The sequence below is a fragment of the Streptomyces sp. NPDC003077 genome, assembly GCF_040611095.1.
Taxonomy (GTDB): Bacteria; Actinomycetota; Actinomycetes; order Streptomycetales; family Streptomycetaceae; genus Streptomyces.
Map to the genome: position 1 here is coordinate 41,507 of NZ_JBEXNM010000034.1, position 24,359 is coordinate 65,865.

Annotated in this window: 20 protein-coding genes and 3 pseudogenes; 8 read left to right on the forward strand and 15 right to left on the reverse strand. The window is 72.9% G+C overall.

Annotated elements, in window-relative coordinates; all coding sequences use genetic code 11:
- Nucleotides 1-83: 83 nt before the first annotated feature.
- On the reverse strand, nt 84-2,999 hold the full coding sequence (locus tag ABZX96_RS22215) for an ATP-binding cassette domain-containing protein (protein WP_355547002.1): 2,916 nt from the start codon (nt 2,997-2,999) through the stop codon (nt 84-86).
- A gap of 274 nt (nt 3,000-3,273) precedes the next feature.
- Nucleotides 3,274-3,735 (reverse strand): annotated as a pseudogene (locus ABZX96_RS22220) (hypothetical protein); the annotation flags it as partial.
- 278 nt (nt 3,736-4,013) lie between these two features.
- Between ABZX96_RS22220 and ABZX96_RS22225 the strand changes: the two are divergent.
- The 5 genes and pseudogenes from ABZX96_RS22225 to ABZX96_RS22245 form a co-directional block, all read left to right on the forward strand.
- Nucleotides 4,014-4,568 (forward strand): hypothetical protein, encoded by a 555-nt coding sequence (locus ABZX96_RS22225; RefSeq protein ID WP_355547004.1) that lies wholly within the window; start codon nt 4,014-4,016, stop codon nt 4,566-4,568.
- A gap of 1 nt (nt 4,569) precedes the next feature.
- Nucleotides 4,570-6,042, forward strand: coding sequence for an ABC transporter substrate-binding protein (locus tag ABZX96_RS22230; RefSeq protein ID WP_355547006.1), 1,473 nt, complete (start codon nt 4,570-4,572; stop codon nt 6,040-6,042).
- Nucleotides 6,043-6,452: 410 nt separating this feature from the next.
- Nucleotides 6,453-7,460, forward strand: coding sequence for a hypothetical protein (locus ABZX96_RS22235; protein ID WP_355547008.1), 1,008 nt, complete (start codon nt 6,453-6,455; stop codon nt 7,458-7,460).
- A gap of 173 nt (nt 7,461-7,633) precedes the next feature.
- Nucleotides 7,634-7,801 (forward strand): hydrophobic protein, encoded by a 168-nt coding sequence (locus tag ABZX96_RS22240; protein WP_355547010.1) that lies wholly within the window; start codon nt 7,634-7,636, stop codon nt 7,799-7,801.
- 62 nt (nt 7,802-7,863) lie between these two features.
- Nucleotides 7,864-8,011: pseudogene (locus tag ABZX96_RS22245) on the forward strand (DNA-binding transcriptional regulator); the annotation flags it as partial.
- A 210-nt stretch (nt 8,012-8,221) separates the two neighbouring features.
- On the opposite strand, the gene ctaD reads toward ABZX96_RS22245, so the two are convergent.
- From ctaD to ABZX96_RS22300, 11 genes and pseudogenes are all read right to left on the reverse strand, one after another.
- A complete protein-coding gene (gene ctaD / locus ABZX96_RS22250; RefSeq protein ID WP_355547012.1) occupies nt 8,222-9,979 on the reverse strand; it encodes a cytochrome c oxidase subunit I in 1,758 nt (585 codons plus the stop codon).
- A gap of 233 nt (nt 9,980-10,212) precedes the next feature.
- Nucleotides 10,213-10,494: a gas vesicle protein K gene (locus tag ABZX96_RS22255; protein WP_355547014.1), complete on the reverse strand. Its 282-nt coding sequence runs from the start codon at nt 10,492-10,494 to the stop codon at nt 10,213-10,215.
- 191 nt (nt 10,495-10,685) lie between these two features.
- Nucleotides 10,686-10,889 (reverse strand): annotated as a pseudogene (locus ABZX96_RS22260) (gas vesicle protein); the annotation flags it as partial.
- Nucleotides 10,886-11,854 (reverse strand): GvpL/GvpF family gas vesicle protein, encoded by a 969-nt coding sequence (locus ABZX96_RS22265; RefSeq protein ID WP_355547084.1) that lies wholly within the window; start codon nt 11,852-11,854, stop codon nt 10,886-10,888. The gene ABZX96_RS22265 and the pseudogene ABZX96_RS22260, both read right to left, overlap by 4 nt.
- A 2-nt stretch (nt 11,855-11,856) precedes the next feature.
- Nucleotides 11,857-12,300 (reverse strand): gas vesicle protein GvpJ, encoded by a 444-nt coding sequence (gene gvpJ / locus ABZX96_RS22270; RefSeq protein ID WP_355547016.1) that lies wholly within the window; start codon nt 12,298-12,300, stop codon nt 11,857-11,859.
- Nucleotides 12,297-13,634, reverse strand: coding sequence for an SRPBCC family protein (locus ABZX96_RS22275; RefSeq protein ID WP_355547018.1), 1,338 nt, complete (start codon nt 13,632-13,634; stop codon nt 12,297-12,299). The genes gvpJ and ABZX96_RS22275 overlap by 4 nt, the downstream gene beginning before the upstream one ends.
- Complete coding sequence (locus ABZX96_RS22280) at nt 13,627-14,550, reverse strand: DNA primase (protein WP_355547020.1); 924 nt, start codon at nt 14,548-14,550, stop codon at nt 13,627-13,629. The genes ABZX96_RS22275 and ABZX96_RS22280 overlap by 8 nt, the downstream gene beginning before the upstream one ends.
- Before the next feature lie 96 nt (nt 14,551-14,646).
- Nucleotides 14,647-14,937 (reverse strand): gas vesicle protein GvpG, encoded by a 291-nt coding sequence (locus ABZX96_RS22285; RefSeq protein WP_355547022.1) that lies wholly within the window; start codon nt 14,935-14,937, stop codon nt 14,647-14,649.
- Nucleotides 14,938-14,940: 3 nt separating this feature from the next.
- Nucleotides 14,941-15,735 carry a GvpL/GvpF family gas vesicle protein gene (locus ABZX96_RS22290; protein ID WP_355547024.1) on the reverse strand — a complete coding sequence of 265 codons (795 nt, stop codon included), beginning with the start codon at nt 15,733-15,735 and terminating at the stop codon, nt 14,941-14,943.
- The gene (locus ABZX96_RS22295; protein WP_355547026.1) at nt 15,732-16,157 is read right to left on the reverse strand and encodes a gas vesicle structural protein GvpA; all 426 of its coding nucleotides are present in this window, start codon (nt 16,155-16,157) and stop codon (nt 15,732-15,734) included. The genes ABZX96_RS22290 and ABZX96_RS22295 overlap by 4 nt, the downstream gene beginning before the upstream one ends.
- Entirely contained in the window at nt 16,154-16,477 is a 324-nt protein-coding gene (locus ABZX96_RS22300; protein ID WP_355547028.1) for a gas vesicle protein, read from the reverse strand. Before ABZX96_RS22300 ends, ABZX96_RS22295 begins: the two co-directional genes overlap by 4 nt.
- Nucleotides 16,478-16,880: 403 nt before the next feature.
- Between ABZX96_RS22300 and ABZX96_RS22305 the strand changes: the two genes are divergently transcribed.
- Nucleotides 16,881-17,096, forward strand: a complete 216-nt coding sequence (locus tag ABZX96_RS22305) for an I78 family peptidase inhibitor (protein WP_355547030.1) — start codon at nt 16,881-16,883, stop codon at nt 17,094-17,096.
- A 330-nt stretch (nt 17,097-17,426) separates the two neighbouring features.
- Here the strand turns inward: ABZX96_RS22305 and ABZX96_RS22310 are convergent, their stop codons facing one another.
- Complete coding sequence (locus ABZX96_RS22310) at nt 17,427-18,533, reverse strand: phosphatase PAP2 family protein (RefSeq protein ID WP_355547032.1); 1,107 nt, start codon at nt 18,531-18,533, stop codon at nt 17,427-17,429.
- A gap of 727 nt (nt 18,534-19,260) precedes the next feature.
- Nucleotides 19,261-20,451: a hypothetical protein gene (locus ABZX96_RS22315; RefSeq protein ID WP_355547034.1), complete on the reverse strand. Its 1,191-nt coding sequence runs from the start codon at nt 20,449-20,451 to the stop codon at nt 19,261-19,263.
- Between the two features lie 628 nt (nt 20,452-21,079).
- On the opposite strand from ABZX96_RS22315, the gene ABZX96_RS22320 reads away from it, so the two are divergent.
- Together ABZX96_RS22320 and ABZX96_RS22325 are read left to right on the forward strand one after the other, a co-directional pair.
- Nucleotides 21,080-22,768 (forward strand): MFS transporter, encoded by a 1,689-nt coding sequence (locus ABZX96_RS22320; protein WP_355547036.1) that lies wholly within the window; start codon nt 21,080-21,082, stop codon nt 22,766-22,768.
- A 360-nt stretch (nt 22,769-23,128) separates the two neighbouring features.
- The gene (locus tag ABZX96_RS22325) at nt 23,129-24,316 is read left to right on the forward strand and encodes an acyl-CoA dehydrogenase family protein (RefSeq protein WP_355547038.1); all 1,188 of its coding nucleotides are present in this window, start codon (nt 23,129-23,131) and stop codon (nt 24,314-24,316) included.
- Nucleotides 24,317-24,359 lie beyond the last annotated feature (43 nt).

Sequence of the window (24,359 nt, forward strand, 5' to 3'; positions counted from 1 at the left end):
CTTGGCGCAGGATGTCGGCGGTCATGGGAGGGCGGCCTCCGGGTCGGCGAGGACGTGGGGAGCGCGGAGGGTGGTATCGGCGGTCATGGCAGGACGGTCCCAGGGGCCGCGAGGACGCGGGTGGCCGGGCCCGATGCCGTGATCCGGCCGGCCGCCAGCACGTAGACAGTGTCTGCGAGCCCGGCGACCAGGTCGAGGTCGTGCTCCACGATCAGCAGCGCGGTGCCCTCCGCCGCCAGGGCGCGCAGGACGTGCGCGAGCGCGGCGGCCTCCGCGCCGTCCAGCCCGGCGGCTGGCTCGTCCAGGAGGAGGGTGCGCGGGCGGCCGGCCAGGGCGCGGGCCAGTTCGACGCGGCGCAGGGTGCCGGTGTCCAGCCCGGCGGCGCGGACCGAGCGCAGCGGTCCGTCCAGGGCGAGCAGGCGCAGCGCGTGGTCGGTGGCGGCCTTCGGGTGCCGTACGCCGCCCTGCTCGGCGCCGACCCGGACGTTCTCCTCCACGCTCATCCCCTCGAACACCGCCAGTTGCTGGAAGGTGCGGGCCAGGCCGAGGCGGGCGCGGGCGTGCGCGGGCCGCCGGGTGATGTCCGTCCCGCCGAGCACCACCCGGCCGGAGGTGGGGCGCAGGGTGCCGCACAGGCAGTGGAACAGGGTGCTCTTGCCCGCGCCGTTGGGGCCGATGAGCGCGGTGATCCGGCCGGGCGCCACCGCCAGGTCCACGCCGTCCAGTGCGGTGAAGCCTTCGTAGTGGGCCCGGATGTGGCGGGCCGTGAGGCGTCCGTCGGCGGTGGCACGGCGGATGACGGACGGTGCGACGGGCATCCTGACGGGGGCCCTGACGGGGGGTGGGGGCGTGGGCTTGGGGGTGGGCGTGGCGGGGGCGTGGGGGGTTGAGGAGAGCCGGTGGGGGCCGACGCTGCTACGTAGCCCGTTCCGTAACGCGTCCCGGCCCCGGCCGGTTCCGGCGCCCGGGTCCTTGGCGCGCCGGTTCTCGCTGCCGTCCCGGTCCCGGCCGCCCGGCCGCTTGGCGCTTCCGCCCTCGCTTCCGCCTTGGTCGCCCCGGCAGCCCCCGCCGCCTGGCCGCTTGGTGCTCCCGCCCTCCTTCCCGCCTTGGACGTCCTGGAGGCCCCCGCCCGTGATCGTCATCGCCATCCGTTCCTGTGCGCGGACGCCGAGGGGTGTCAGCCGTGCGGTCCGGGGCGCGGTGAGGCGGCCGACGGCGGCGCGCAGTGCCTCGTACGGGCCGTTCGGGAGGCGGCCGGAGAGGACGGCGAGGACGCCGATGACCGCCGCCGCGGCGCCGCCCCGCGCGCCCGCGTCCAGGCCCACCAGCAGCGCCGCCGCGGTCGGCGCGCCGAGCAGGCTGTCGGCGCCCAGGACCAGCACGGCCGCGAACCACAGCAGGCCGCGCACCGGGTCGTACGACGCCGGGTCGAAGGCGCGCAGCGCCATCCCGAGCATCCCGCCGCCGAGCGCGGCCAGCGCCGCCCCGGCCACGAACGCCGTCAGCTTGAGCGCCGGCACCGGTACGCCGGCCGCCGCCGCCCCCGCCTCGTGGTCGCGCATGGCGGCGAGCGCGCGCCCCGTACGGCCGCGGCGCAGCGCCGCCGCGCAGAGCAGCGCGAGGCCGAACAGCGCCAGTTCCAGCAGGTAGTAGACGCGGTCGGCGGCGAAGCCGGCCGGGCGTCCGAGGGACAGCCCGGACGTGGCGTACGGCTGGGCGAAGACGAAGCGGCTGACCGCGACGCCGAAGGCGAGGGTGGCGAGCGCCAGCGCGAGGCCGCGGCGGCGGATGGCGGGCCAGCCGGTGAGCAGTCCGAGCGGGGCGACCAGGAGGACGGACAGCAGCAGCGCGGGCAGTTCGGGCACCCGGCCGAACCCCGGGAACCGCCCGGCCGCCAGCAAGGCCGTGAACAGCGCCCCCAGCCCCGCGTACGCGGCCTGCCCCAGCGAGATCTGACCGCCGCGCCCGGTGACCACGACCAGGGAGAGCAGGACCACCCCCAGGGCCGGCACCTGCATGGAGACGTGCAGGTCGCTGCCGGCCAGCCCCAGCGGGAGGAGGAAGAGGATGCCGCAGACGACCCACGCCCGGCCGTCCCGGTCGGGCAGCCGGCCCCGGCCGAGCGGGGCGCTGTCGCGGTGCGTCGTGGTGCGGAGCGGACGCGGCGTCAGGGCCGCGACCAGCAGGGCGACGACGAAGAGATTGGCGCTGACAGCCTGGAGGAGGGGTTCCAGAGTGCCCTGGGGGTGCAGCCGGGTGAGCTGGCTCTGGGCGACGCCGACCGCCAGCGCCACGCCCACCGCCACCGGCAGGCTCCGCAGCCCCGCCGCCACCGCGACCGCCATCACCTCCATGACCAGCAACGGAAGCCCGTACGGGTCCAGCCGCAGCAGCGGCGCCAGCAGGACGCCGGTCACCCCCGCGGTGAACGAGCCGAAGGCCCAGCCGGCCGCCGCGACGCGGTCGGCGTCGATGCCGCCGAGCACGGCCAGCGGCCGGTTGTCCACGACGGCGCGCAGCTCGCGCCCGAAGCGCGTCCAGCGGGTGACGGCCGTGACGCCCGTGGCCAGCGCGACGGCCGTGCCGAGCTGCGCCCAGGGGTCGTCGGGCAGCAGCGCGGGCGCGTCCGCGCGCGCCCCCGGCCCCCACAGCAGCACCGCCCCGCCGACCAGCAGCACGAACACCCCGAGCGAGGCGACGAGGGTGCGCGCGGGCCCGGCGCCGAGCACGGACAGCGGACGGAAGACCGTCACGTCCAGGAGGAGGCCGAGGCCGGGGGCGAGCAGGAGGAGGGTCGCCGCGGCGGCGAGCGGCAGCGGCCAGTCCCATTCGACGGCCAGGTGCCGCAGGGCGTAGGCGCAGACCATGGCGATGGCGCCGTGCGCGAAGTTCAGGACGCCGGTGGCCCGGTAGGTGACGATCAGCCCGATGCCGGTGAGCGCGGCGGCGCTGCCCACGGCCAGCCCGGCGAGGGTGAGGTCGTATGTGAGGGAGTCCATCGTCGGACGTCCGTCAGGGGCCGGAGGGACGAGCGGGATCGGTAGGGCCCGTGGGATCGGTCGGGCCCGTGGGATCGGTCGGGCCCGTGGGATCGGTCGGGCCCGTGGGATCGGTAGAGCCAGTGGGGCCGGAGGGATGGACCGGGCCGGGGCCGCCGGGGGTGCTCGCGGTGGGGTGGCCTTCACCTGGTGACGGCGGTGACGGTTCACAGACCGGGCACGGCATCAGGCGGCGGTGTGTCCCGGCCGTTCCGGTGGCCGGATCGCCGGGCGTCACCGGTACGGCGTCCGGCTTCCCCGCGATGAGCGGACAGCCCGGTCGGTGCAGCAGCGTTCCGCCGGGCACCCGCAGCAGCGGCTCCGGAGCTTCCCGGGGTGGGGCCCCGGAGGAGGCGGTGGCAGCGACGTCGTCCCCCGTGCCGCCCGCTTTCCCCTTCCGCTCGCCCGCCTTCCGCTCGCCCGCCTCCGGGTCGTACGCGACGAGCAGCCCGTACAACTCCTCGACGCGCGCCGCCGCCAGGCCCTGGTCACCCCGGGCCACCAGCACCGCGCCCGCGATGATCAGCGCGGCGCCGGGGATCGAGCAGGACGCGAGGTAGGGCACCTGGCGCTCGGCGAACCGTTCGCCGGAGACGCCGTACCACCCGATGACGCACAGCACCGCCCCGCCCGCCAGCGCCGCCCAGCCGCCCCATTGGGCGAATCGTGCCCCGAACCGTATTCGCGCCTGGCGCATCGGGCCCCCTCGCGGCATCCGGCGAACAGTTGCACTATGCCCTGTGGGGCGGCCGTAAGGCAGCCATGGGACGCGCGGGCGCCGTCCGTGGATATGGCGCGCGGACGAACGGGGGTGCGGCCGGGGTACCGGCGTGAGACCGCACCGTGGCCAGGGAGAAGGGCAGACCCCGGAACGTTCCCAGAGCCCGGTTCGCGGACCGCTCGGAAACTCGGAAGCACAGCACATACAGGAAATTCGGGGAACTCAGCCGGGACCGATATCAGGCGGTGGTGGGGATGAAGGCCCTAGGGGGACGGGCGCGCCGGGCTCCGTTGATCGTGGCGGCGGCGCTGCTGGTGGCGGTCGGGACGGCGGGCTGCGGGGACGGGGGCGGCGGGGACGGTGAGCGGTCGACGCCGACGGGTGTGGCGACCACCGGCGGCGGCACGGGCGCCCCGGAAGGCTCCGCCACGCCGGGCGGCAACGGCCCGGCCGACCCGGCCGCCGCCGAACGGCAGGTCAGGGAGAACTGGGAGAAGTTCTTCGACCCGTCCCTGTCCAACGACCAGAAGGCGAAGTACCTCCAGAACGGTGAGGACCTCAAGCTGCTCCTGGAGGCGTTCAACGGGGACAAACGCGGCGGGCAGGTCGCGTCCCGGGTGACCAAGGTGACGTTCACCTCGCCGACCGAGGGTGACGTCACGTACACCCTCACCCTGAACGGCACCACCGCGCTCCCCAACGCCAAGGGCGTCACCGTCCTCCAGAACGGGGTGTGGAAGGTGTCGCTCAAGACGCTCTGCGGCCTGGTGAACATGAGTGACAACGGCGTCAAGGTGCCGGGCTGCTGAGATGACGAGCGGAGGGCGCGCCTCCACCGGCCGAAGAGCCCTGTCCGCTCCGACCGGCCGGGGGACCCCGTCCGTTCCCACCGGCCGGAAGGCCGGGCCCGCCCGCCGCGCCGCGTCGGGGGCCACGCTGGGGACCACGGCGCCCGCGCGCGGTTTCGCGCCCGCCCGTGGCTACGCCCTCCCCGTCCTCCTCGCGCTGCTGCTCGTCCTCGTCACCGCATGCGGCAGCAGGCTGCCCGAGAGCGACTTCGAACACCGCGAAGGGCCCCCTCCCACCGGCGCCGCGCCCCCGCCGATCACGGTCGGCATCATCAGCAGTGCCACCAGCCCCGTCGGCGGCCAGGCGTTCACCGGGCCGCGGGACGGCGCGCGGGCGTACTTCGCCGCGCTCAACGCCCGCGGTGGCGTCAACGGCCGCCCGGTGGAGGTCGTCACCTGCGACGACGGAGGCAGCGGCATCGGCAACAACGAGTGCGTGCACCGGCTGCTGGCCGAGCGGAAGGTGTTCGCACTCGTCGCCACCACGGCGCTGGACTACGCGGGTGCCCCCCGGGTGAGCGACGCGGGCGTGCCCGACATCGGGGGACAGCCCATCGGGTCCGCGTACGAGACCTATCCGCACCTGTACGGGATCTACGGCAGCGTGGCTCCCCGGAACGGTGACGAACCCGGCTGGGGCGGGCGGCTGTACGGCGGCACCGAGGTCTACCGGTACTTCAAGCGCGCGCAGCGGGCCCGCACCGCCGCCGTCGTCTCCTACAACCAGGCGGCGTCCGCCGCGTACGCCCGGCTGGTGGTACGCGGCCTGGAGGCCGAGGGGTACGAGGTGGTCACCGAGCAGGTGGACTTCGCGCTGCCCAACTTCGCCGCGGTCGCCGCCGACCTGCGCGACCAGGACACCGACCTGGTCTTCGACTCGATGGACACGCACGGCAACGCCCAGCTCTGCGCGGCGATGGACGCGGCGGGCGTGAAACCGACCGCGAAGGTCACCAACGTGCAGAACTGGTCGGACTCCGTCCCCGAGGACTACAAGGATGCGCCGGGATGCCGGAACGCGCTGTGGGTGACGGGTTCCAGCCGCAACTACGACGACACCGGGCACCCCGCCGTACGCGAGTTCCGGGCTGGCATGGCGCGGTACGGGAAGGGGAGCGGGCCGCTGTCCCAGTGGCAACTGGAGGGGTGGGCCGCGGCGATGTGGTTCGCCGACGCGGCCCGGTCCTGCGGCGCGGACCCGACCCGCGCGTGCGTCGAGCGGTACCTCGGCCGGGACACGCCCTACACCGCCCGCGGACTGCTGGTCCCCACCTCCTTCACCCCCATGGAACGGCCGCCCGCCACCCGGCGCACCTGCCTGTCGGTGGCACGCTGGCAGGACGCGGCGCGCGGCGGGAAGGGCGGCTGGGTCACGCAGGGCGGCGACATGGACCGCAACTGCTTCACGGTGCCGCAGTTGCCTTACCGGCCGTGAGGCCGTGAGATCGCGAAGGCGTGAGATCGCGAAGTCCGGGGACCGTCCGGCCTTGAGGCACTGAGGCCCCGAGGCTCGCGAATCATCCCGCTGCGAGGATCCTGAGGGGCCTGATGGCCTTGGTGGCTCTGGTGGCTCTGAGAATCATGATCTCTAAGGGATGAACGGGGCGGAAGAGGAAGAACAAGACGAGAGTTCCAGCTTTTCGCTTCCGATGTCCTAACGCTTTCGGCACAAGTTGGCTATAGGTCCCAACCTGGAACCTCTCGCCCTGATCTATCCGTTCGGTAAGCATGCCGAGGGCGAGCGACGATGTGCGCCCTCGGCCCCTGGGGGAGACCTCGGTCCGGGCGCCGACGCCCGGCGAGACACGGAAGAAATTCAAGAGAAGGGGTGCGTAGGGGGTGGCGATGGTCGGGGCACCGGAGCTGAGGGCCGACTGCATCGCGGACTCCGCGGGCGGCCTGACCTTCGACATCACCGCCCCTCTCGCGGCCGAGTCGCTGTGGAGCGCGGCGCTGGTGCTGCGACCAGGGGGCGACGGGACGGGCGACGCGGCCGAGGAGGAGGTGCGGCTGCCGCTGGGCCCGGACGGCACCGGGCGGCTGCGGGCCGTGCTGCCCAGCACGGTCGCGCTCGCCGAGGGCCACTGGAACGCGTTCGCCGACTTCGGCGACGGCTGCGCCCCGCAGCGCCTGCTGCTCGGCGCCAACGACCTGCACTCCCTGGTGGACCGCGGCCCGCTGGCCGGCATCGGCCGGCTCGGCGTGCGCATCCCGTACGCGAACCGGCACGGCGGCCTCGCGCTGCGGAGCTGGGTCCGCGGCCCGCACGCGGAGGCGGGCGACCTCCTCGCCGAGCCGCGCGGCCTGACGGTGACGGGCCGGCTGTACGGCGCGGTGCTCGCGCCCGGCGCGGTCGCCGAGGCCCGCGCGCACCAGGAGCCGGACGGTCACGGGGCGGCGGACGGCCGAGGGGCGGACGGTCATGGGGCGGCGGATGGCCGAGGGCTGCCGCACGGGGCGCTGGACGATCTCCAGACACCGGACGGGACCGCGAGCGCCCCTTCGCACGGCGGCGATTCCGACGATTCCCCGGCCGGCACCCCCGGCGACGGGCGCGCCCATGTCACGGTCCCCGTGACGGGGCACGGCCCGGACTTCACCTTCACCCTGCCGTACGGGCCGCTGGTCGACCGTTGGGAGGACGGTGTCCAGCGGTGGGACCTGTGGGTCAGGGCCGCCGCGGACGCCGAACCGGTCCGCCTCGCCCGCCTGCTGCGCGACGTGCCGGACCGGCAGGGCGCCCCCTGCCCGGTGCTCCCGGTCGGTTCGCCGTCGGGTGTGCTGCGCGTCGGCCCGTACTACACCATGGACAACAACCTGGGGATCCGGGTCATGGGGACCCAGCCCCACTGAAGCCGCGACCAGGGGCGGACGCGGCGCACGCGTGCCGGCGAGGGCGTGGAGCGCGCACGAGGACCCGCCCCGACGCCCTGACGCGTTTCCGGCACTTCAGCCCATGTCCCCGTCACCCGAATGGCATAGGTCGGGGCACTTGGGGAACCCGGAGTCGCGGAGGTGCGAACAACATGGTTCCTGTTCTTTTGGTACTGCTTCTCGCGCTGATCCTCTTCGGCGCGGGCTTCGCGCTCAAGGCGCTGTGGTGGGTGGCGATCGCCGTGCTCGTCGTGTGGCTGCTCGGCTTCCTGCTCCGGTCCAGTGCCGGGGGCAGTCGCGCACGCTGGTACCGCTGGTAGCGACGTGCTCCGTGGTCGGCTCAGGACCATGGCTGTCCGCAAGGGCTGCCAGGCTTCCGGGCATGTCGGAGACCTCGGCACGACCGCTCCGCCTGCTCTCCGGCGCGGGCCCATCGCGTAGGGGCGGGCGCGGAGTTCGCCGCACGACGCGGCGTGACTCCGCGCACCGTCCGCCGCGACACGCAACGCCCGCGTGAACCCGTTCATCCGTCCACTCGGCCCCCGGCACAGCACACCGCCGGGGGCTTCCGACTGCCCTCGACAACTCGGCCGACTCGGCCGACCGCCCTTAACGGCCCTTGACTCGGCCGACCGACTCGACTCACTCGGCCGACCGCCCTCGACCGGGCGCGGACGCGCGACTCCCACGGCACCCCCGACGCCCGTCCGATCAGCGGATCAACCCGCCCGATCGGCGGATCAAGAAGCCCCGCTCGACGGCCCACCGTCCCCCGCCGCCGGTCCCGGTCCCCCTCCCGGCGCACGCCCCTCGGCCCCCGCCGGCTGCTCCTCCTCCCCCTCCTCCGCGGCCTTGGCGACCCGAGTGATCACCGGGTGGTGGAGGTCGAAGGCGGGGGATTCGGACCGGATGCGCGGGAGGGTCACGAAGTTGTGCCGGGGCGGGGGACAGGAGGTCGCCCACTCCAGGGAGCGGCCGAAGCCCCACGGGTCGTCGGACTCGACCTTCGTGCCGTACTTCGCCGTCTTCCAGACGTTGTAGAGGAACGGCAGCGTGGACATGCCCAGCAGGAACGCCCCGATGGACGAGATGGTGTTCAGCGCCGTGAACCCGTCCGCGGCCAGGTAGTCCGCGATCCGGCGCGGCATCCCCGCCACGCCCAGCCAGTGCTGCACGAGGAAGGTGGTGTGGAAGCCGATGAACAGCGTCCAGAAGTGGATCTTTCCGAGCCGTTCGTCCAGCATCCTGCCGGTGAACTTCGGCCACCAGAAGTAGAAGCCCGCGAACGTCGCGAAGACGACCGTGCCGAAGACGACGTAATGGAAGTGGGCGACGACGAAGTAGGAGTCGGTGACCTGGAAGTCCAGCGGTGGCGAGGCCAGGATGACGCCGGTCAGCCCGCCGAACAGGAAGCTCACCAGGAAGCCGGTCGCCCACAGCATGGGCGTCTCGAAGGACAGCGAGCCGCGCCACATCGTGCCGATCCAGTTGAAGAACTTCACGCCCGTCGGCACCGCGATCAGGAACGACATGAACGAGAAGAACGGCAGCAGCACCGCGCCCGTCGCGAACATGTGGTGCGCCCACACCACCACCGACAGTCCCGTGATGGCCATCGTCGCGCCGATCAGCATCACGTACCCGAAGATCGGTTTCCGCGCGAAGACCGGGATGATCTCCGTGATGATGCCGAAGAACGGCAGCGCGATGATGTAGACCTCCGGATGCCCGAAGAACCAGAACAGGTGCTGCCACAGCAGCGCCCCGCCCCACTGCGCCTCGAACACCACCGCCCCGAACCGCCGGTCGGCCTCCAGCGCCAGCAGCGAGGCCGCCAGCACCGGGAAGGCGATCAGCACGAGGATCGAGGTGAACAGTACGTTCCAGGTGAAGACCGGCATCCGGAACATCGTCATGCCGGGCGCCCGCATGCCGATGATCGTGGTGAGGAAGTTGACCGCGCCCAGGATGGTGCCGAAACCGGACAGCGCCAGCCCCATGATCCACATGTCGGCGCCGATGCCGGGGGAGCGGACCATGGAGCTGAGCGGGGCGTATGCCGTCCAGCCGAAGTTGGCGGCGCCCGTCGGCACGATCAGGCTGCCGATCACGATCAGGCCGCCGAAGAGGAACAGCCAGTAGGAGAGCATGTTCAGCCGGGGGAACGCCACGTCCGGCGAACCGATCTGCAGCGGCATGATCTCGTTCGCGAACCCGGCGAACGCCGGGGTGGCGAACAGCAGCAGCATGATCGTGCCGTGCACGGTGAACGCCTGGTTGAACTCCTCGTTCGTCATGATCTGCAGGCCGGGCCGCGCCAGTTCGGCCCGCATCAGCAGCGCCAGCACCCCGCCGATCAGGAAAAACCCGAACGAAGTGATCAGGTAGAGGTGGCCGATCTTCTTGTGGTCGGTGGTCGTCAGCCAGCTCACCACCACCGCTCCCGGGCGGTGCGCCACCACCCGCCGGGAGCTCGTCGTCGCTGTGTCCGTACCCATCCGCCACCTCGTCAGCCAACAGCCGGTCGTCTTCACGACCGGGGTCGTCTTCCTGACGACCGGGGTCGTTTTTTGCAACAGCCAAGGACGTACGCGATCAGGTCAAGCGTGTGCCGGGTTCGGCTCAGCACATGATGCTCGCCGGGCGCGCCGCGCGCGAGGGGGCGTCGTCCGGTTGTCCGCCGTACCGGTCAATTGCCCGACGTGCCGGTCCTGTTGCCCGACCGCCCGGCCTATTCGCTCTCGGTGGGCAGCAACGGGCCCAACGGGCCGAGATCGAGGTTGAGTTCGGAGGGATCGAGCCCGTAGCGCGCGCACAGTTCGTCCATCCGCCGTTCCAGCAGCATCAGCGTCAGACCGATCCGCTCCTCTTGCTCCTCGCTCAGATCTCCCTGCTCGACGCGGCGCAGCGCCTGCCGCTCCATGAGCTGGTGCAGCAGTTCCACGACGGTCAGGACGAGCCGTACGAGGTCGCGCTCCACGGTGTCCTGGTCCAGCTCGATCCGGTGGGTCATGACGGCCGCTCCTCGCAAACGCCGGCCGTCAGCGCGCCGAGCGCTCCGGACCCGGCGGCCTCGTCGTTTGACTCGCCGGTGCGGACGGACAGGTGGCCGTCTCTGATGACATCGGTGCCGCTGATGTCGCTGATGTCGGTCGTGTCGCTGATGGCGATCGTGTCGTCGATGCCGTCGATCCCGTCGGAGTCGTCGAAGGGTGAGGGGACCTGGGCGCTCACCGAGCTGATCAATGCGCGCAGGTCGATCCGTACGAGGTCCACGTCCGCGATCCGCAGGGTGAGGTCCCCGGCGATGACCGCGCCGCCCGCGAGCAGCCGGTCGAGCAGGTCGACGAGGGCGATCCGGCGCTGGGGGAGTCCGGGAGCGGCGGGTGGGGTGGCGGGATGGGTCATGGGGCGTCCGTGAGGGTCGGGGTCGGGTCGGTGGCGCCCCGGTCGGCCGGTTCCGGGGGCTGGGCGAAGGAGTACGGGGCCCACGGGCCGGTCAGTTCGAACCGGACGCCGGGGGACCGCTCGTCCAGCTCGCCCACCAGCGCGGCGAAGGCGCCCGCGCGCTCGCGGGGCAGCAGGTACGCGCCGTTGAGGAGGTTGCGGTCCGGCACACCGGACAGCCGCGCGTCCTGCGGCCGGTGCAGCGTGCTGCGCTCGGCGAACCGGTCCAGCTCCGCGTGAGCCGCCCGGACCAGTGCGTCCGCGCGCTGCTCGGACTCCTCCCGGGCCCGCCGCTGGGCGAGCCGCCGCCGCAGGAAGTCCCGGCCGGAGCCGGTGGGGGTGCCGGAGGGCGGTCCGGGGGGTTCGGAGCCGGCCGGTGGCGCGTCAGGCCGCCGGGTGGCGGGGTCCCGGTCGGCGGGTCGGCGCTCCCGTGCCGTGGTGCCGTTCCCCGACGGCGGCTGCTCCTGCGAGGCGTACGCCTTGACGCCCCACTCCGCGCGGCCGTCGAGGGCGGCCAGCGCACGGGAGAAGTTCCCGGCGCGGGCGGACAGCGCGGCGCGCACCCCGTCCGCGTCGCGGTGCACGGTGACCAGCCGCAGCGGCAGCACGCAGAACAGCGCCGCCGCCGCGTCCACCACGCTCCGGTGCGCGCGGGCCGTCCGTTCCAGCCAGGCCAGGTCCTCCAAGCGCGTGCGCAGCGCCGCCTCCTCGAAGTCGGCGGCGGGCACTTCGGAGACGAGGGCGGTGAGGCCGCCCTCGGTGACGGTGTGCACGGGCGCGTCCGCCACGCCGAGCAGCGCGTCCGGCGGGCTACTGCCCGCGCGCGCGACGGCGTACGTATACAGCAGGCGCCCCGGCGTCACCGCCCCGGAAGGCCGGGCCCGCTGGTGCTGCCGGTCCGTTTCGGGGGCGCGTCCCCGCGACATCGTCACTCCGGCTCCTCTCTCCGCTCACGTCCGCGTTCCCGTTTCCGCTCCGGGAGTTGCTCGCGTTCCCGTTCCCGTTCCGGCAGTTGTTCGCGTTCCTGTTCCGGTAGCTGCTCGCGTCCCCGTCCCTGTTCCGGTAGCTGTTCGCGTTCTTCGAGGGCGGCGATGCGGGCGCGCAACCGGTCGTTCTCCTCGGCGAGTTCGCGGCGCCTGGCTCCCGACGAGAGGCTGGGGTCGTCGCGCCACCAGTCGATGCCCATCTCCTCGGCGCGCTCGACGGAGGCCACGATCAGCCGGAGCTTGATGGTGAGCAGCTCGATGTCGAGGAGGTTGACGCGGATGTCGCCGGCGATGACGACACCCTTGTCCAGGACGCGTTCGAGGATGTCGGCGAGGTTGGCGCCGCCGTTGGACGAGCCGTAGGCCGACGGGATCTGGGACGTCACCGGGCGTGCTCCGGCTCGGGCTCGTCCTCGTACTCCGCTTCCGCCACCTCGTCCTCGTCCTCCTCGTAGGCGGGTTCCTCTTCGTAGGCGGGCTCGTCGTCGTACTCGTCGTCGTACCGGTCGTCCTTGTCGCCGCTCTCGTCGTAGGGCTCGTCGTCGGCCTCGTCCGCGTACGCGTCGTCGCTCTCGGTCTCGTCCTCATACCGCTCGTCATCGTCGTCAGCGGTCGAGTCCTCGGCAGTCGTGCCCTCGCGCTGCTCGTCGTCAGCGGTCGAGTCCTCGCGTTGCTCGTCCTCGGCGATCGCGTCGTCCCGGCCGGCGTCGTCAGCGGGCGCGTTTTCTTCCCGGTCGTCCTCCTCGCCGGTCGCGCCCTCGTCCGCACGCGCGTCCGCGTCCTCGGACGGCTCCGGGGCGGGCGTGTGCTTGTCCTTCCCCTCGGTCTCCTTGACCTGGTTCTCCCGTTCGACGGCCTCCTCGTGGCTGACGACCACCTCGCCGTCCCGGATCTCGCCGCGCCACGCGCCGGTCGCCTCGCCGCGCAGCATCACGAAGCGGCGGTAGTGCTTGAGGTCGAGCCGGGCGCGGCGGCCCTGGGCGCGCCAGAGGTTGCCGGTCTTCTCGAACAGACCCTTGGGGTGGTACTCCAGCACCAGCAGCACCTTGGTCAGGTTCTCGCCCAGCGGGTGGAAGGTGACCACGCCCTTCGTGGTGCCCTTGGCGCCCTCGGAGGTCCAGGCGATCCGCTGGTCCGGCACCTGTTCGGTGGTGGTGGCCCGCCAGCTCCGGGAGGACCAGAAGATCTTGGTCCGCCACTGGGACGAGGTGTCGTCCGCGGACTCCACGCCCTGCACACCCTTGGCGAAGGTGCCGAACTCCTGGAACTGCGTCCACTGGTCGTACGCCTCGCGCACCGGGACCCCGACGTCGGTGTCCTCGATGATGGTGACGAACCTGCCCTTGCCGCCGCCTCCCTTGCGCCCGCCGCGCAGGCCCGCGAACGCCTCCTTGGCCCGGTCCTTGACCTGGCCTTTCACCTTGTCCTTGACGGTGCTCGCGCCGGCCTCGACGGCCGCCCGGAGCGGGCCCTTGCCCTCGGCGAGCTTCTTGCCGCCGCGCCGGGCGAGTTCGGTGAATCCCGGGCTGTTGCCGTCGGCGATGTCCTGGAGGGAGGCGGTCGCCCGGCCGAGCCGCCGGCCGGTGGCGACCAGCAGGCGTTCCGCCTGGGCCGCGGCGAACGCGGTCGCCTCCTCCTTGAGCCGTTCGGCGGCGGGGCTGCCGACGAGGCTCTCCTTGAGCGAGCCGACGGGGGAACCCTGCTTGCCGGTGTCAGTCATCGTCCGCACCTCCGGTGCGCCGGGACGCCGTCTTGCGGGCGGTCTTCTTGGCGTTCGCCGCGACCGAAGCGGTCTTCCGGCCGGTGCCCGAGCCGCCCGAGCCGTCCGCACTGTTCGAGCGGCCCGAGTCGTCCCCATCGGACGAGCGGTCGGATCCGCCCGACGACCCCGAGCCGCGGGACGCGGAGCCCGTCCGCTTCCCCGCCGGGCCGGTCCTCTTGGCCGAGCCGGAGGAGGCGGGCTTCTTCGTGCCGGACCCGGTCTTCCGGCCCGCCCGGGAGCGCTGTTCCGCCCCCGCCGACGTGGCCGAACGGCGCGCGGACCGCGCCCTGCCCCGGGCGGCGCCGTCGTCCTCGTCCCGGGCGTCGTCATCGCCGGTGTCCGCGTCCTCTTCTTGGACGTCCTCGTCCTCCCGCGCCTCCAGGACCTCGTCGTCCTCATCGCCCGACGAGCCCGACGAGCCCGACGAGCCGGACGAGCCGGACGAGCCGGAAGACTTGGACGAGCCCGAAGACTTGGTCGACCCGGAACCCCTCGTGACCTTGTCGAGCCCCGTGCCGGATGCGGCACCCCGTACCGCGTCACCCACCGACCCGTCCGCCGACAGGCGATCCCGCACGTCCTCCGTCCGTTCGTGCAGACGGTCCGCGAGGGAGTCGAGGCGCCGGGTCACCAGCGCGCCGGTGGCGGCCTTGCCCACGCCCTTGAGGTCACCGCGCAGTTGGTCGCGGATCTCGCCGAGCTGGGGGTTGGCCGCGATCTTGTCGTTGACCAGTCCGATCACCTGCTGCGGACTGAGTTGCAGACGCTTGCCCAGGACCATTCCGCCGATGCCGATGGCGAGCTTGGCCTTCTTCGTGCGGCCCAGTACGTAACCTCCGGCCACGGCCAGCGCCAGTGCCAGCCGGTTCGTCATCTCGATGCGCTCCTTCTCCTCGTTCGCTCCTCGTCACGGTCCGTCCGCGGCCCGCCGTGCTTCCGCCTCCGTCCTGCCGGCGGGCCGCCTGCCTGCCTACCGCCGTTCGCCGTCCGGGTGTTCGGGGGCCGCGGCGTCCCGCTCCTGCGGCATCTGCCGGGTGCGGGCGGCCTCCAGCCGGTCCAGCAGCTCGTCCTCACGCCGGTCGAACTCGGCCTCGTCGATCTCGCCGTTGTCCAGCCGCTCTGCCAGCCGCCGCAGCTCCTGCTGGACGGCGGAGGGGTCGTAGTAGTGCCGCTCCGCCTCGGTCAGTACCTGCCGCAGCACCCAGCCGGTCCCGCGGATGGGGGCGGCCGGGAGCAGCAGCAGTTCTTTGACGAGTCCCACCGGTCACTCCGCGGGCGCGGACGCCGCCGCGCTCCCGGCCCGGTGGCCGTTGCCGCGTTCCGTCCCGGACCCGCCGATCGGCCGGACGAAGCTGTACGGCGGCAGCGGGCCGTTGACCAGCAGCTCCAGGTGTGTGGCCTGCTTGGCGAGCTCGTCGGCGGCCTCCAGGAACGCGGGCGCGTCCTCGCGGCGGATCAGGAAGGACAGGTTCACCAGCCACCCCGACCCCTCCGGCCCGGGGCAGGACTGCTCCGCCCGCGGCGCGAGCGTGTCCTCCACGAGGTGGGCGTCGCGGACCTCGCGCGCCCGCACGGCGTTGGCGACCAGTTCGCCCAGCCGCAGCCGGTCCTGGTAGGAGCCGCCGCCGGACGCCTGGTTGGCGTCGTTGAGCGCCCGGACCTCGGGTTCCTCGGTGAGGACCTGGCGCAGGATGGCCTCCTCGCGGTGCGCGGCCTTGACGTTGTACTCGATCCGGCCGTTGAGCTGGTCGAGCTGCGCGCGGTAGTGCTCGGCGTGCTCGTCCAGGACCCGGCGCACCGCCGCGTCGTCCTCGGAGAGCGAACCGAACCGCAGCGGCAGCACCGCGCCCTCCGTGGCGGCCTCGGTCAGCACGTGCTGGTGGGCCATCAGGTCGCGGCGCTTGGGCCGCAGGTCCTCGGGGCAGTCGCTGACCACGGCCGCCAGCTCGCCGGCGCGCACCACGCGGACCGGCCGCGGCGGGTCGCCGATGCCCCGGACTTCCTTCTCCTCCAGCGAGGGGTGGTCGGCGCGGGCGATGCCGTACACGTACGTGCTCACTCGGACTCCTCCTTCTTGCGGGAGGCGGTGCGCCGCGGCCTGCGCTCCTCGGTCTGGCCGGACTCCTCGCGGCCCTGGCCGATGGCGTCGGCGAACGTCTGCGCGGCGCCGGACAGCGCACCCTTGGACTTGCCGCGGGCGCCGGACTCGGTGACCTGCCCGACGACGTCGGGGAGGCCCGGGCTCTTGTTGGCGCCGGTCTCCAGGTCCAGCCGGTTACAGGCCTCGGCGAAGCGCAGGTACGTGTCGACGCTGGCCACCACGACCCGTACGTCGATCTTCAGGATCTCGATGCCGACCAGCGAGACGCGGACGAACGCGTCGATCACCAGTCCGCGGTCCAGGACCAGCTCCAGCACGTCGTACAAGCCGCTGGTGCCGCCCCCGCCCCCGCTCTGCTGCTGTGCCGGAACAACCGTCATGTCTGTGGTTTCCCCTTCGCGCGCTCGTAGCGGCTGACGCGCCGGTAGCCCGTGAGCTGGCCCTCGTGGTTCAGGGTCACCTCGTAGAGCGCCATGAGACTCATCGTCTCGGGCACCCGTTCGAGCTCCAGCACTTCGGCCTCCAGCACCCAGCCGTCCTCGGTCTGCTCGAACCGGGACACGGTCTCCGGACGCAGCCCCGTCAGCTCGGCGAGCTGTTCGCGGGCCGTGCGCAGGAGCTCCGGCAGGGTGGGGCCGGTCACCGCCTGGCGGTCCTTGTCGTCTGATGTACGTCCTGTGTCGTCTCTGTGGTCTCTCATGGCCTCCTCGGCGTCGGCGGGTACCGCGCGACGGGTGGCCCAAACCCGCCCGGGCGCGGCGGGGTAGCGAAAAATCGATGTGGCGTGCGTCTCGTCCGGAGCATTGCGGGACATCCCCGCAGGCCCGTGGCGGAAAGAAATTGACGACCCGCCGGAAAAGGAATTGCCGGGCCGCGGGCAAAAGCGCGGCTCGGCGCATCCGGAATGCGGGAAAACCCGAATTGCGGCGCGGTGGGCAACCACCCGCTTGGGGCAGTGCAAGGCGCGTGCGGGTGACGCCCGTTACGGTAAACCCGAACTGCTTTTCTGTGACACAAGTGTGACCAATGTGCGTGAGGGCATGCCGTGAAGCGGTCCCGGACGGGCCTTCCGCCGCCCGGATCGGACGCCTACGGTGGCAGCCATGGCACCCGCACCGAACTCCCCGTACGAACCCGATGACGACACCGACTCCTACCTCGGCCTGTCCCAGGAAGCGGCGGAAAAGCAGGCCCGCGAACGGGGCTGGCGCACCGTCCGTTCCCTGCCGCCGGGCACGATCATCACCATGGAATATCTCGGCGGCCGACTGAACTTCGAGGTCGACAAGGGCCACGTGCGGCGCTGCTGGAAGGGATGACGGGCCGGGCGGAAGAACCGACTCCGAATGCGGTGTGTCCGGGGTGACCGGAGGCGCACGGGTGGTATCCGATGACCGGGCGACGCGGGAACGGCGCCGGGCGCCGGTGGGCCGCCGCGCATGCTCGTCTCACGGCGTTGCCCGCGGCGGCCTTTCTCACGCCACCGCCGGAGGGTGGCGCGCCATACCGCCTGAGGGCGGCGTGCCCATACCGCCTGAGAGCGGCGCGCCCATGGACGAACGACGGCCCCGGCCGCTCAGGAGGAGCGGCCGGGGCCGTCGGCTGCGGGGGAGGGGGTGTGCGTACCGTCCCCGCGGTCGGGAGTGGGGTCAGCTGCCCCCGGCGCGCCCGGTGGGGGCCAGCGGCGCGGTGCGGGAGGCGCGGTCGCTGTGCGGCGGCCGGCGGCTGCCGGTGGGGGTGACCGGAGACCGCTCCGAGCGGCTGGTGTGCGGGCGCGACGCGTGGTACGGCCAGCCCTCCGGCGCGCGGGTGGCGGTGCGGCCCGCCGCGGGGGAGGCCACCGGCTCTCGGCCGCCTGACCCGGCGGTCACCGGCTCGCGGCCACCTGACCCGGCGGTCACCGGTTCCCGGCCGGCGGGAGCGCTGGTCAGCGGCTCGCGTACGAGGACCTCCTTCTCGGGCGCGGCGCGCTGCGCCGACAGCCCGGAGCGGACGCCCGCCGGGGCCACCGGCACCGGAGCGATGAGCGTCCCGGCCCGCAGCCGCCGCACCAGGCCCATCAAGCGGTCCTCCACCCAGGCCATCCCCGGCTCGAACCACGGCAGCGCCAGCAGCACCAGCAACCCGGCCGCCCAGCCCAGCAGGACATCGCTGACCCAGTGCGTACCGAGATAGACGGTCGTCATTCCGACGCCGAGCGCGCCGAGCGCGGCGATCACCGAGAGGGTGCGGCGCCGCAGCGGCGTGGTCGCCAGATAGGCCAGAACACCCCAGGTGACCACGGCGTTCGAGGTGTGACCGGAGGGGAATATATCGCCGCCCAACCACATCTCGTTGGCGCCGACCGTGGTGGCGTAGTGCGGCCCGAGCCGCCCCATGCCCAGCTTGGCGGCGCCCACCGTGACGTTCAGCAGCAGGAGCGATACGCCCAGTACCAGCAGCGGGTGCAGGTTGCGCTGCCGCCAGCAGCGCCAGCCCAGCCAGGCCGCCACCGCCAGCGCCGTCGGCCCGCGCTGCCCCAGGACCACGAAGTAGTCGAGGAAGGCGTGGATGGCCGGCCACTGCTTGTACGGCCGGAAGAACATGACCTGCCAGTCGAACGTGACCAGCCACGAAGTGGCCAGCACGCCGGCCACGATCGCCACGTACACCGCCAGCGTGCCCCCGAACAGCCACAGGCGTGTCCGGGTCATGCGTGGTCGGGCGCGATCGGCCGGTTGCTCCTCCATCTGGTCGAGCTTGTCATCGGTACGCACTCAATCGACGTTACCGCGTGCCATGTAGGTGCCTGGTCAATCGGTGCGCTTTGTAATGACGATGTGATGTGGAATGTGTCTCAAATCAGGCTCCGCGCAACGGTTTAATCACGGAATTCTCGATGCCCCGTTTCTCTTCCCGGCATCCGTTCCGTGCGCTCCACCGAGCCCTCATTCCTATTTGTGGACGCAGTTTATCGGTGATTCGCCCGCGCGTCGTGATGCGTTTCCCGGAACGGATTCGCGGAACGATACCTTCCGGTCCTGTCACCGGTCGTGACGACGGCCATGGGCTTCCGGCCACGACAGGAGGATGTCGTTCCGGCCACGGCGGCCGGAGTCGTTCGGGCGGATCCGCGCCCTTTCGCGGGGGAGGGGCCGGGGTGTTCCCGACGCGCGGCGCGCGCCGTTCTGTGGCGGTGACCACATGTCCTTATGGTCTCTTTAACAAGGGCGGCGGGCACGACGGCGTATCGCCATTAAGGAACCCGCCCGTTAAGGAACCCGTCCGTCTTCCCTCCGGCTTCCTTTACGCGGCGAGGGTTTTCCGCGGGGCCGCGGGCGAAGCAATCGGGCCTGTCCCGCCGCCGGGCGGGGCGGCCGAGGGCGGGGCGGCTACGGAGTGGGTCGGCTGCGGGGTGGGTCGGCGCCGGCAAGCCGGAGCCCCCTGCGACCCGAGCCCCTTACGGGCGCTCCGCCCGGAGGACCGAGCCGCGAGCCGATACCCCTACGGCGGCCCCGACCCGTTCAGCCAGAACGCCCCGTAGACCGCCGACCCCGCCGCGATCACCCCGATCAGCGACCAGGCCCGGCCCGGCCGCCACCGCGCGAGCGCCGCGGCGGCCGGCAGCAGCAACGGGTACGCGGGCATCAGCAGCCGCGGCTTGGAACCGAAGTACCCCTTCGCCGTCAGCGCGAGCAGCACCACGACGCCGCAGTACACCAGCAGCGGCAGCGGCTGGCCGCGCCGCGCGGTGCGCACGTACAGCCAGACCAGCAGGGCGACGCCGATGAGCAGCGCCAGCCCGGCCAAGAAGGCGGGGCCGGCGAGCTGGTCCCGGATGAACCGGCCGAAGGCGAGGCCCCCGTCGAAGCCGTTGCCCCAGCCGCCCTGGACGTCGAAGTAACCGGTGAGGCTGCCCTGCCGCGCGCCCACCCACAGGACGTAGCCGAGCCAGCCGAGCGGCGCGAGCAGCACACCGAGGAGCATCCGCCGATGCCGCCCCCAGGGGATCGCGCGGACGCCGTCGCCCTCGGGCCGCGCGCGCCACAGGGTGACGGCCGCGGTGATCCACACGGCGGCCACCACGGCGGCGCCAACCGGCCGGGTCAGCCCGGCCAGCGAGGCCAGCACCCCCGCCGTCACCCACCGCCCCGACAGGACGCACAGCACACCGCCCGCCGCGAGCGCGGTGAACAGCGACTCCGAGTACGCCATCGACTGCACGATCCCGACCGGCACCGCGGCCCACAGCGCGGCGAGCGCCACGCCCGCCCTCGGCCCGTGCAGCCGCTCGCCGGTCGCGTACAGCGCCCAGGCCGCGCCGAGCGAGGCCGTCCAGGACACCACCAGCCCCGCGTCCGCCGCCGACAGCGGCAGCAGCGCGGAGAGCCCGCGCTCCAGCCAGGGCAGCAGCGGGAAGAAGGCCAGATTCGAGTGCACGTCGCCGTCGGCCAGGTGGACGGTGTAGCCGTAGCCCTGCTCGGCGACGCGGGTGTACCAGAGGGCGTCCCACCGGGCGGCGAGCAGCGTGTGCCAGTCCTTGCCGTTCGCCGCCGACCAGACCGCCAGGACGACGACGCCGAGCGCCCGGATCGCGGCGTACGCCAGCAACGCGGGCGCGGCACGCCGCAACGCGTTCGGGACCCGGTCGGCACGTGGCCGCTCGGCGGTGTCGGCGCGGGCGAGATCGGTCACCTGGTCGATTATCCAGGAGTCGGCCGATCACCCCGGAGAGGAGCCGACCGGAGCTCCGGTCGCCGGGAAGCATGGAGACGAGACGAGACGGGTCGAGGCGGAGACGAGGCGGGCCGGGGGGGAAGAGAGGGGCCGGGCCGCGCCGGAGGCAAGGCGGATCGCGACGGAGACAAGGCGGCGGGCCGCGACAGGGCGAGCGAGACGGAGACGAGACGAGGACGAGACGGAGACGAGAGAGCGACGAATCCGGCATCAGTCCAACAATCACCCCACAATGGGCGTACGCCCCCGTTCCCGCTCACCCTCCCCATCAGCCCATATCTGGCGTACCAGCCGCATCCAGACACATCCCCGTCCGATTTCCGGTGTCCAGAAACCGAATAACGGACACTCGGGCGGCGACGCGTCCGGGCCCAACGTCCCCCGACCGGTGGCCGTTAGTCCGGATGCCGCCGGCGGGTATGGGAACCGCCGGGCCCTGCGACGAGCGTCTCATCATGGGGTGAGCCACACGTCACCCCACGCGACTCGCGTAGTCTGACGTCTCAACTCGCCCGTGCCGCCCGTTTCACCGGGGCGTCCATCGCGCCCTGATCGTGGCCGCGAGAGCATGACTGGAGGTGCGTACATGCCCGGGACGACCACGTCCGGCAGTGACCGGACGAGCGGTGGGCCCCGGCTCAGAGGCGGCGGGGTGAACCGCTGGACCGTGCTGATCGTGCTCTGCGTCAGCCTGCTGTTCGTCGCCCTGGACACGACCATCCTGTACGTGGCCGTTCCGTCCGTCACCGAGGACCTGCGTCCCGGTCCGGTGGAGCTCCTCTGGATCGTCGACGTCTATCCGCTCATCGCGGCCTCCCTGCTCATCCTCTTCGGCACCCTCGGCGACCGGGTCGGCCGGCGCCGCGTCCTGCTCCTCGGCTACGGCCTCTTCGGGCTGGCCTCGGCGCTGGCCGCGCTGGCGCCCAATCCGCCGATCCTGATGACGGCCCGTGCGCTGCTCGGCATCGGCGGCGCGATGATCATGCCGGCCACGCTCTCGATCCTGCGCCAGGTCTTCCCGGACCGGCGCGAACGGGCGGTGGCCATCGGCGTGTGGAGCGCGGTGGCCGCGGTGGGGGCCGCCGTCGGCCCGGTGCTCGGCGGCTTCCTCGTCGAGAACTTCTGGTGGGGCTCGGTCTTCCTGATCAACATCCCGATGATGACGGCGATGCTGCTCGTCGGCCGGTGGCTGCTGCCCGAATCCCGGGGCGAGGGCAACGGCCCGTGGGACGTGGTGGGCGCCGTGATCGCGGCGCTCGGCGTGCTGGGCGTCGTCCTCGGTGTCAAGCGCATGGGCAGCGGTGCGGCCGTCGTCGGCCTGACCACCCTGCTGCCCATCGTCCTCGGCGTGCTGCTGCTGTTCCTCTTCGTACGCCGCCAGCGACGGCGCGCGCACCCCCTCATCGACCTGCGGCTGTTCGCCCGTCCGGCCTTCGGCACGTCCGTGGGCTGCATAGTCCTGGCGATGCTCGCCCTGGTGGGGCTCCAGCTCATAGCGGTCCAGTACCTCCAGCTCGTCCTCGGCCTCACCCCCCTGGAGACCGGCCTGCGGATGCTGCCGCTGGTCTTCTCGGCCATGGCGGCGGGCCTGACGGGCTCCCGCATCCTCCAGGCGCTCGGGCCGCGGGCGATGGTCTCGCTCGGCTTCCTGCTCACGGCCCTGGCCGTGCTGTGCCTGACGGGGATGGGCGACCACGACCGGCCCTGGCTGCTCGTCCTCGGGTTCGTCCTGCTCGGCTTCGGCTTCCAGACCACGCTTTTCGGCGCGTACGAGTCCATGCTCAGCGAGGCACCCGCCGACCAGGCGGGCGGCGCGGCGGCCATCGGCGAGACCTCCTACCAGCTCGGGGCGGGCATCGGCGTCGCCCTGCTGGGCAGCGTCATGAACGCCGCCTACGCGCCGGGGCTCTCCGACGTGGACGGCGTGCCGCGCCGGGCCGCGGACTCGGCGGCCCACTCGCTGGGCGAGGCCTACAAGGTGGCCTCCGGCCTGAGCGAGGGCGCCCGCGCCGCGCTGCGCGAGGCCGCCCGGGACTCCTTCGTCCGCGGGCTGCACATCACCCTCATCGCCAGTGCGGTGCTGCTGCTGGTCGGCGCCGCGATCGCGCTGCGGCTGCCGCGCCGCACCGCGGAGCCGACCGGCCGGGACGACGAGGACGACCCACAGGGCACCGCCGGCGACCTCCCCGCCGACGGGGCCACTCCCGACGGACCCGACGACCCCTACGGCCCCGACTGCGAGACGGCCTCGGCCCCGGCGGGCTCGGGCCGCTGAGCGCCCGGGGCCAGGCCCTGGCTCGGCCCGCGCTGGCCTTGACCCCGACGGGCCCGGGCCGCCGAACCCCTGGACTCAGGCACTGACTGACCCAGGCCCCGACCGGCCCGTCTTGAACCGGCCCCGACCCCGACGGCCCCGGGCCACCGCCCCCCGGCCCGGGCCGCCGAACCCCTGAGCCCAGGCCCGCCCGGCCCGGCCCCGACCGGCCCACGCCCTCCTGCCCCCCGGACCCGATAGGCCCTTGTCCGCCCGCCGTGCCGCCCGTACGGTCGGGACCGAGACGCAACTATCACCGCTAGTTTTCGCGTACGGCCACGCCAGCGGGGCCGCACGCGCGGAACCCGCCGGAGGCCCGTCATGTCCGCACCCGCCCTGCCGCCGTTCGACCCAGCCGACCCACTGGGCCTGGACGACCTGCTCACCGACGAGGACCGGGCGGTGCGCGACACCGTCCGCCGCTGGGCCGCCGACCGGGTGCTGCCGCACATCGCCGAGTGGTACGAGAACGGCGAGCTGCCCGGCATCCGCGACCTGGCCCGCGAGCTGGGCGGTCTGGGAGCGCTGGGCATGAACCTGACCGGGTACGGCTGCGCGGGCGCCTCGCACGTCCAGTACGGGCTGGCCTGCCTGGAGCTGGAGGCCGCCGACTCGGGCGTCCGGTCGCTGGTCTCCGTACAGGGGTCGCTGGCCATGTACGCCATCTGGCGCTTCGGCTCGGAGGAGCAGAAGCAGGAGTGGCTGCCCCGGATGGCCGCGGGCGAGGTGATCGGCTGCTTCGGCCTGACCGAGCCGGACCACGGCTCCGACCCGGCCGCCATGCGCACGTACGCCAAGCGCGACGGCACGGACTGGGTGCTCACCGGCCGCAAGATGTGGATCACCAACGGCTCGGTGGCCGGCGTCGCCGTGGTCTGGGCCCGCACCGACGAGGGCATCCGCGGGTTCGTGGTGCCCACCGACGCGCCCGGCTTCTCGGCGCCCGAGATCCGGCACAAGTGGTCGCTGCGCGCCTCCGTCACCAGCGAACTGGTCCTGGACGAGGTCCGGCTGCCCGCCGGAGCGGTGCTGCCCGGCGCCGAGGGCCTGCGCGGGCCGCTGAGCTGCCTGAGCCACGCCCGCTACGGGATCGTGTGGGGCTCCATGGGCGCCGCGCGGGCGAGCTTCGAGGCGGCGCTGGAGTACGCCCGCACCCGTGAGCAGTTCGGCCGGCCGATCGGCGGCTTCCAGCTCACCCAGGCCAAGCTCGCCGACATGGCCGTCGAACTCCACAAGGGCATTCTGCTCGCCCACCACCTGGGGCGGCGGTTCGACGCGGGACGGCTGCGGCCGGAACAGGTCAGCTTCGGAAAGCTCAACAACGTGCGCGAGGCGATCGAGATCTGCCGTACCGCGCGGACGATCCTGGGCGCCAACGGGATCTCGCTCGAATACCCGGTCATGCGCCACGCCACGAATCTGGAGTCGGTCCTCACCTACGAGGGCACCGTCGAGATGCACCAGCTCGTGCTGGGCAAGGCGCTCACCGGGCTCGACGCGTTCCGGTGAGCGGCCTGGGTCCTGCCGTCAAAGTGGCGTCGTGCGCCCGAAG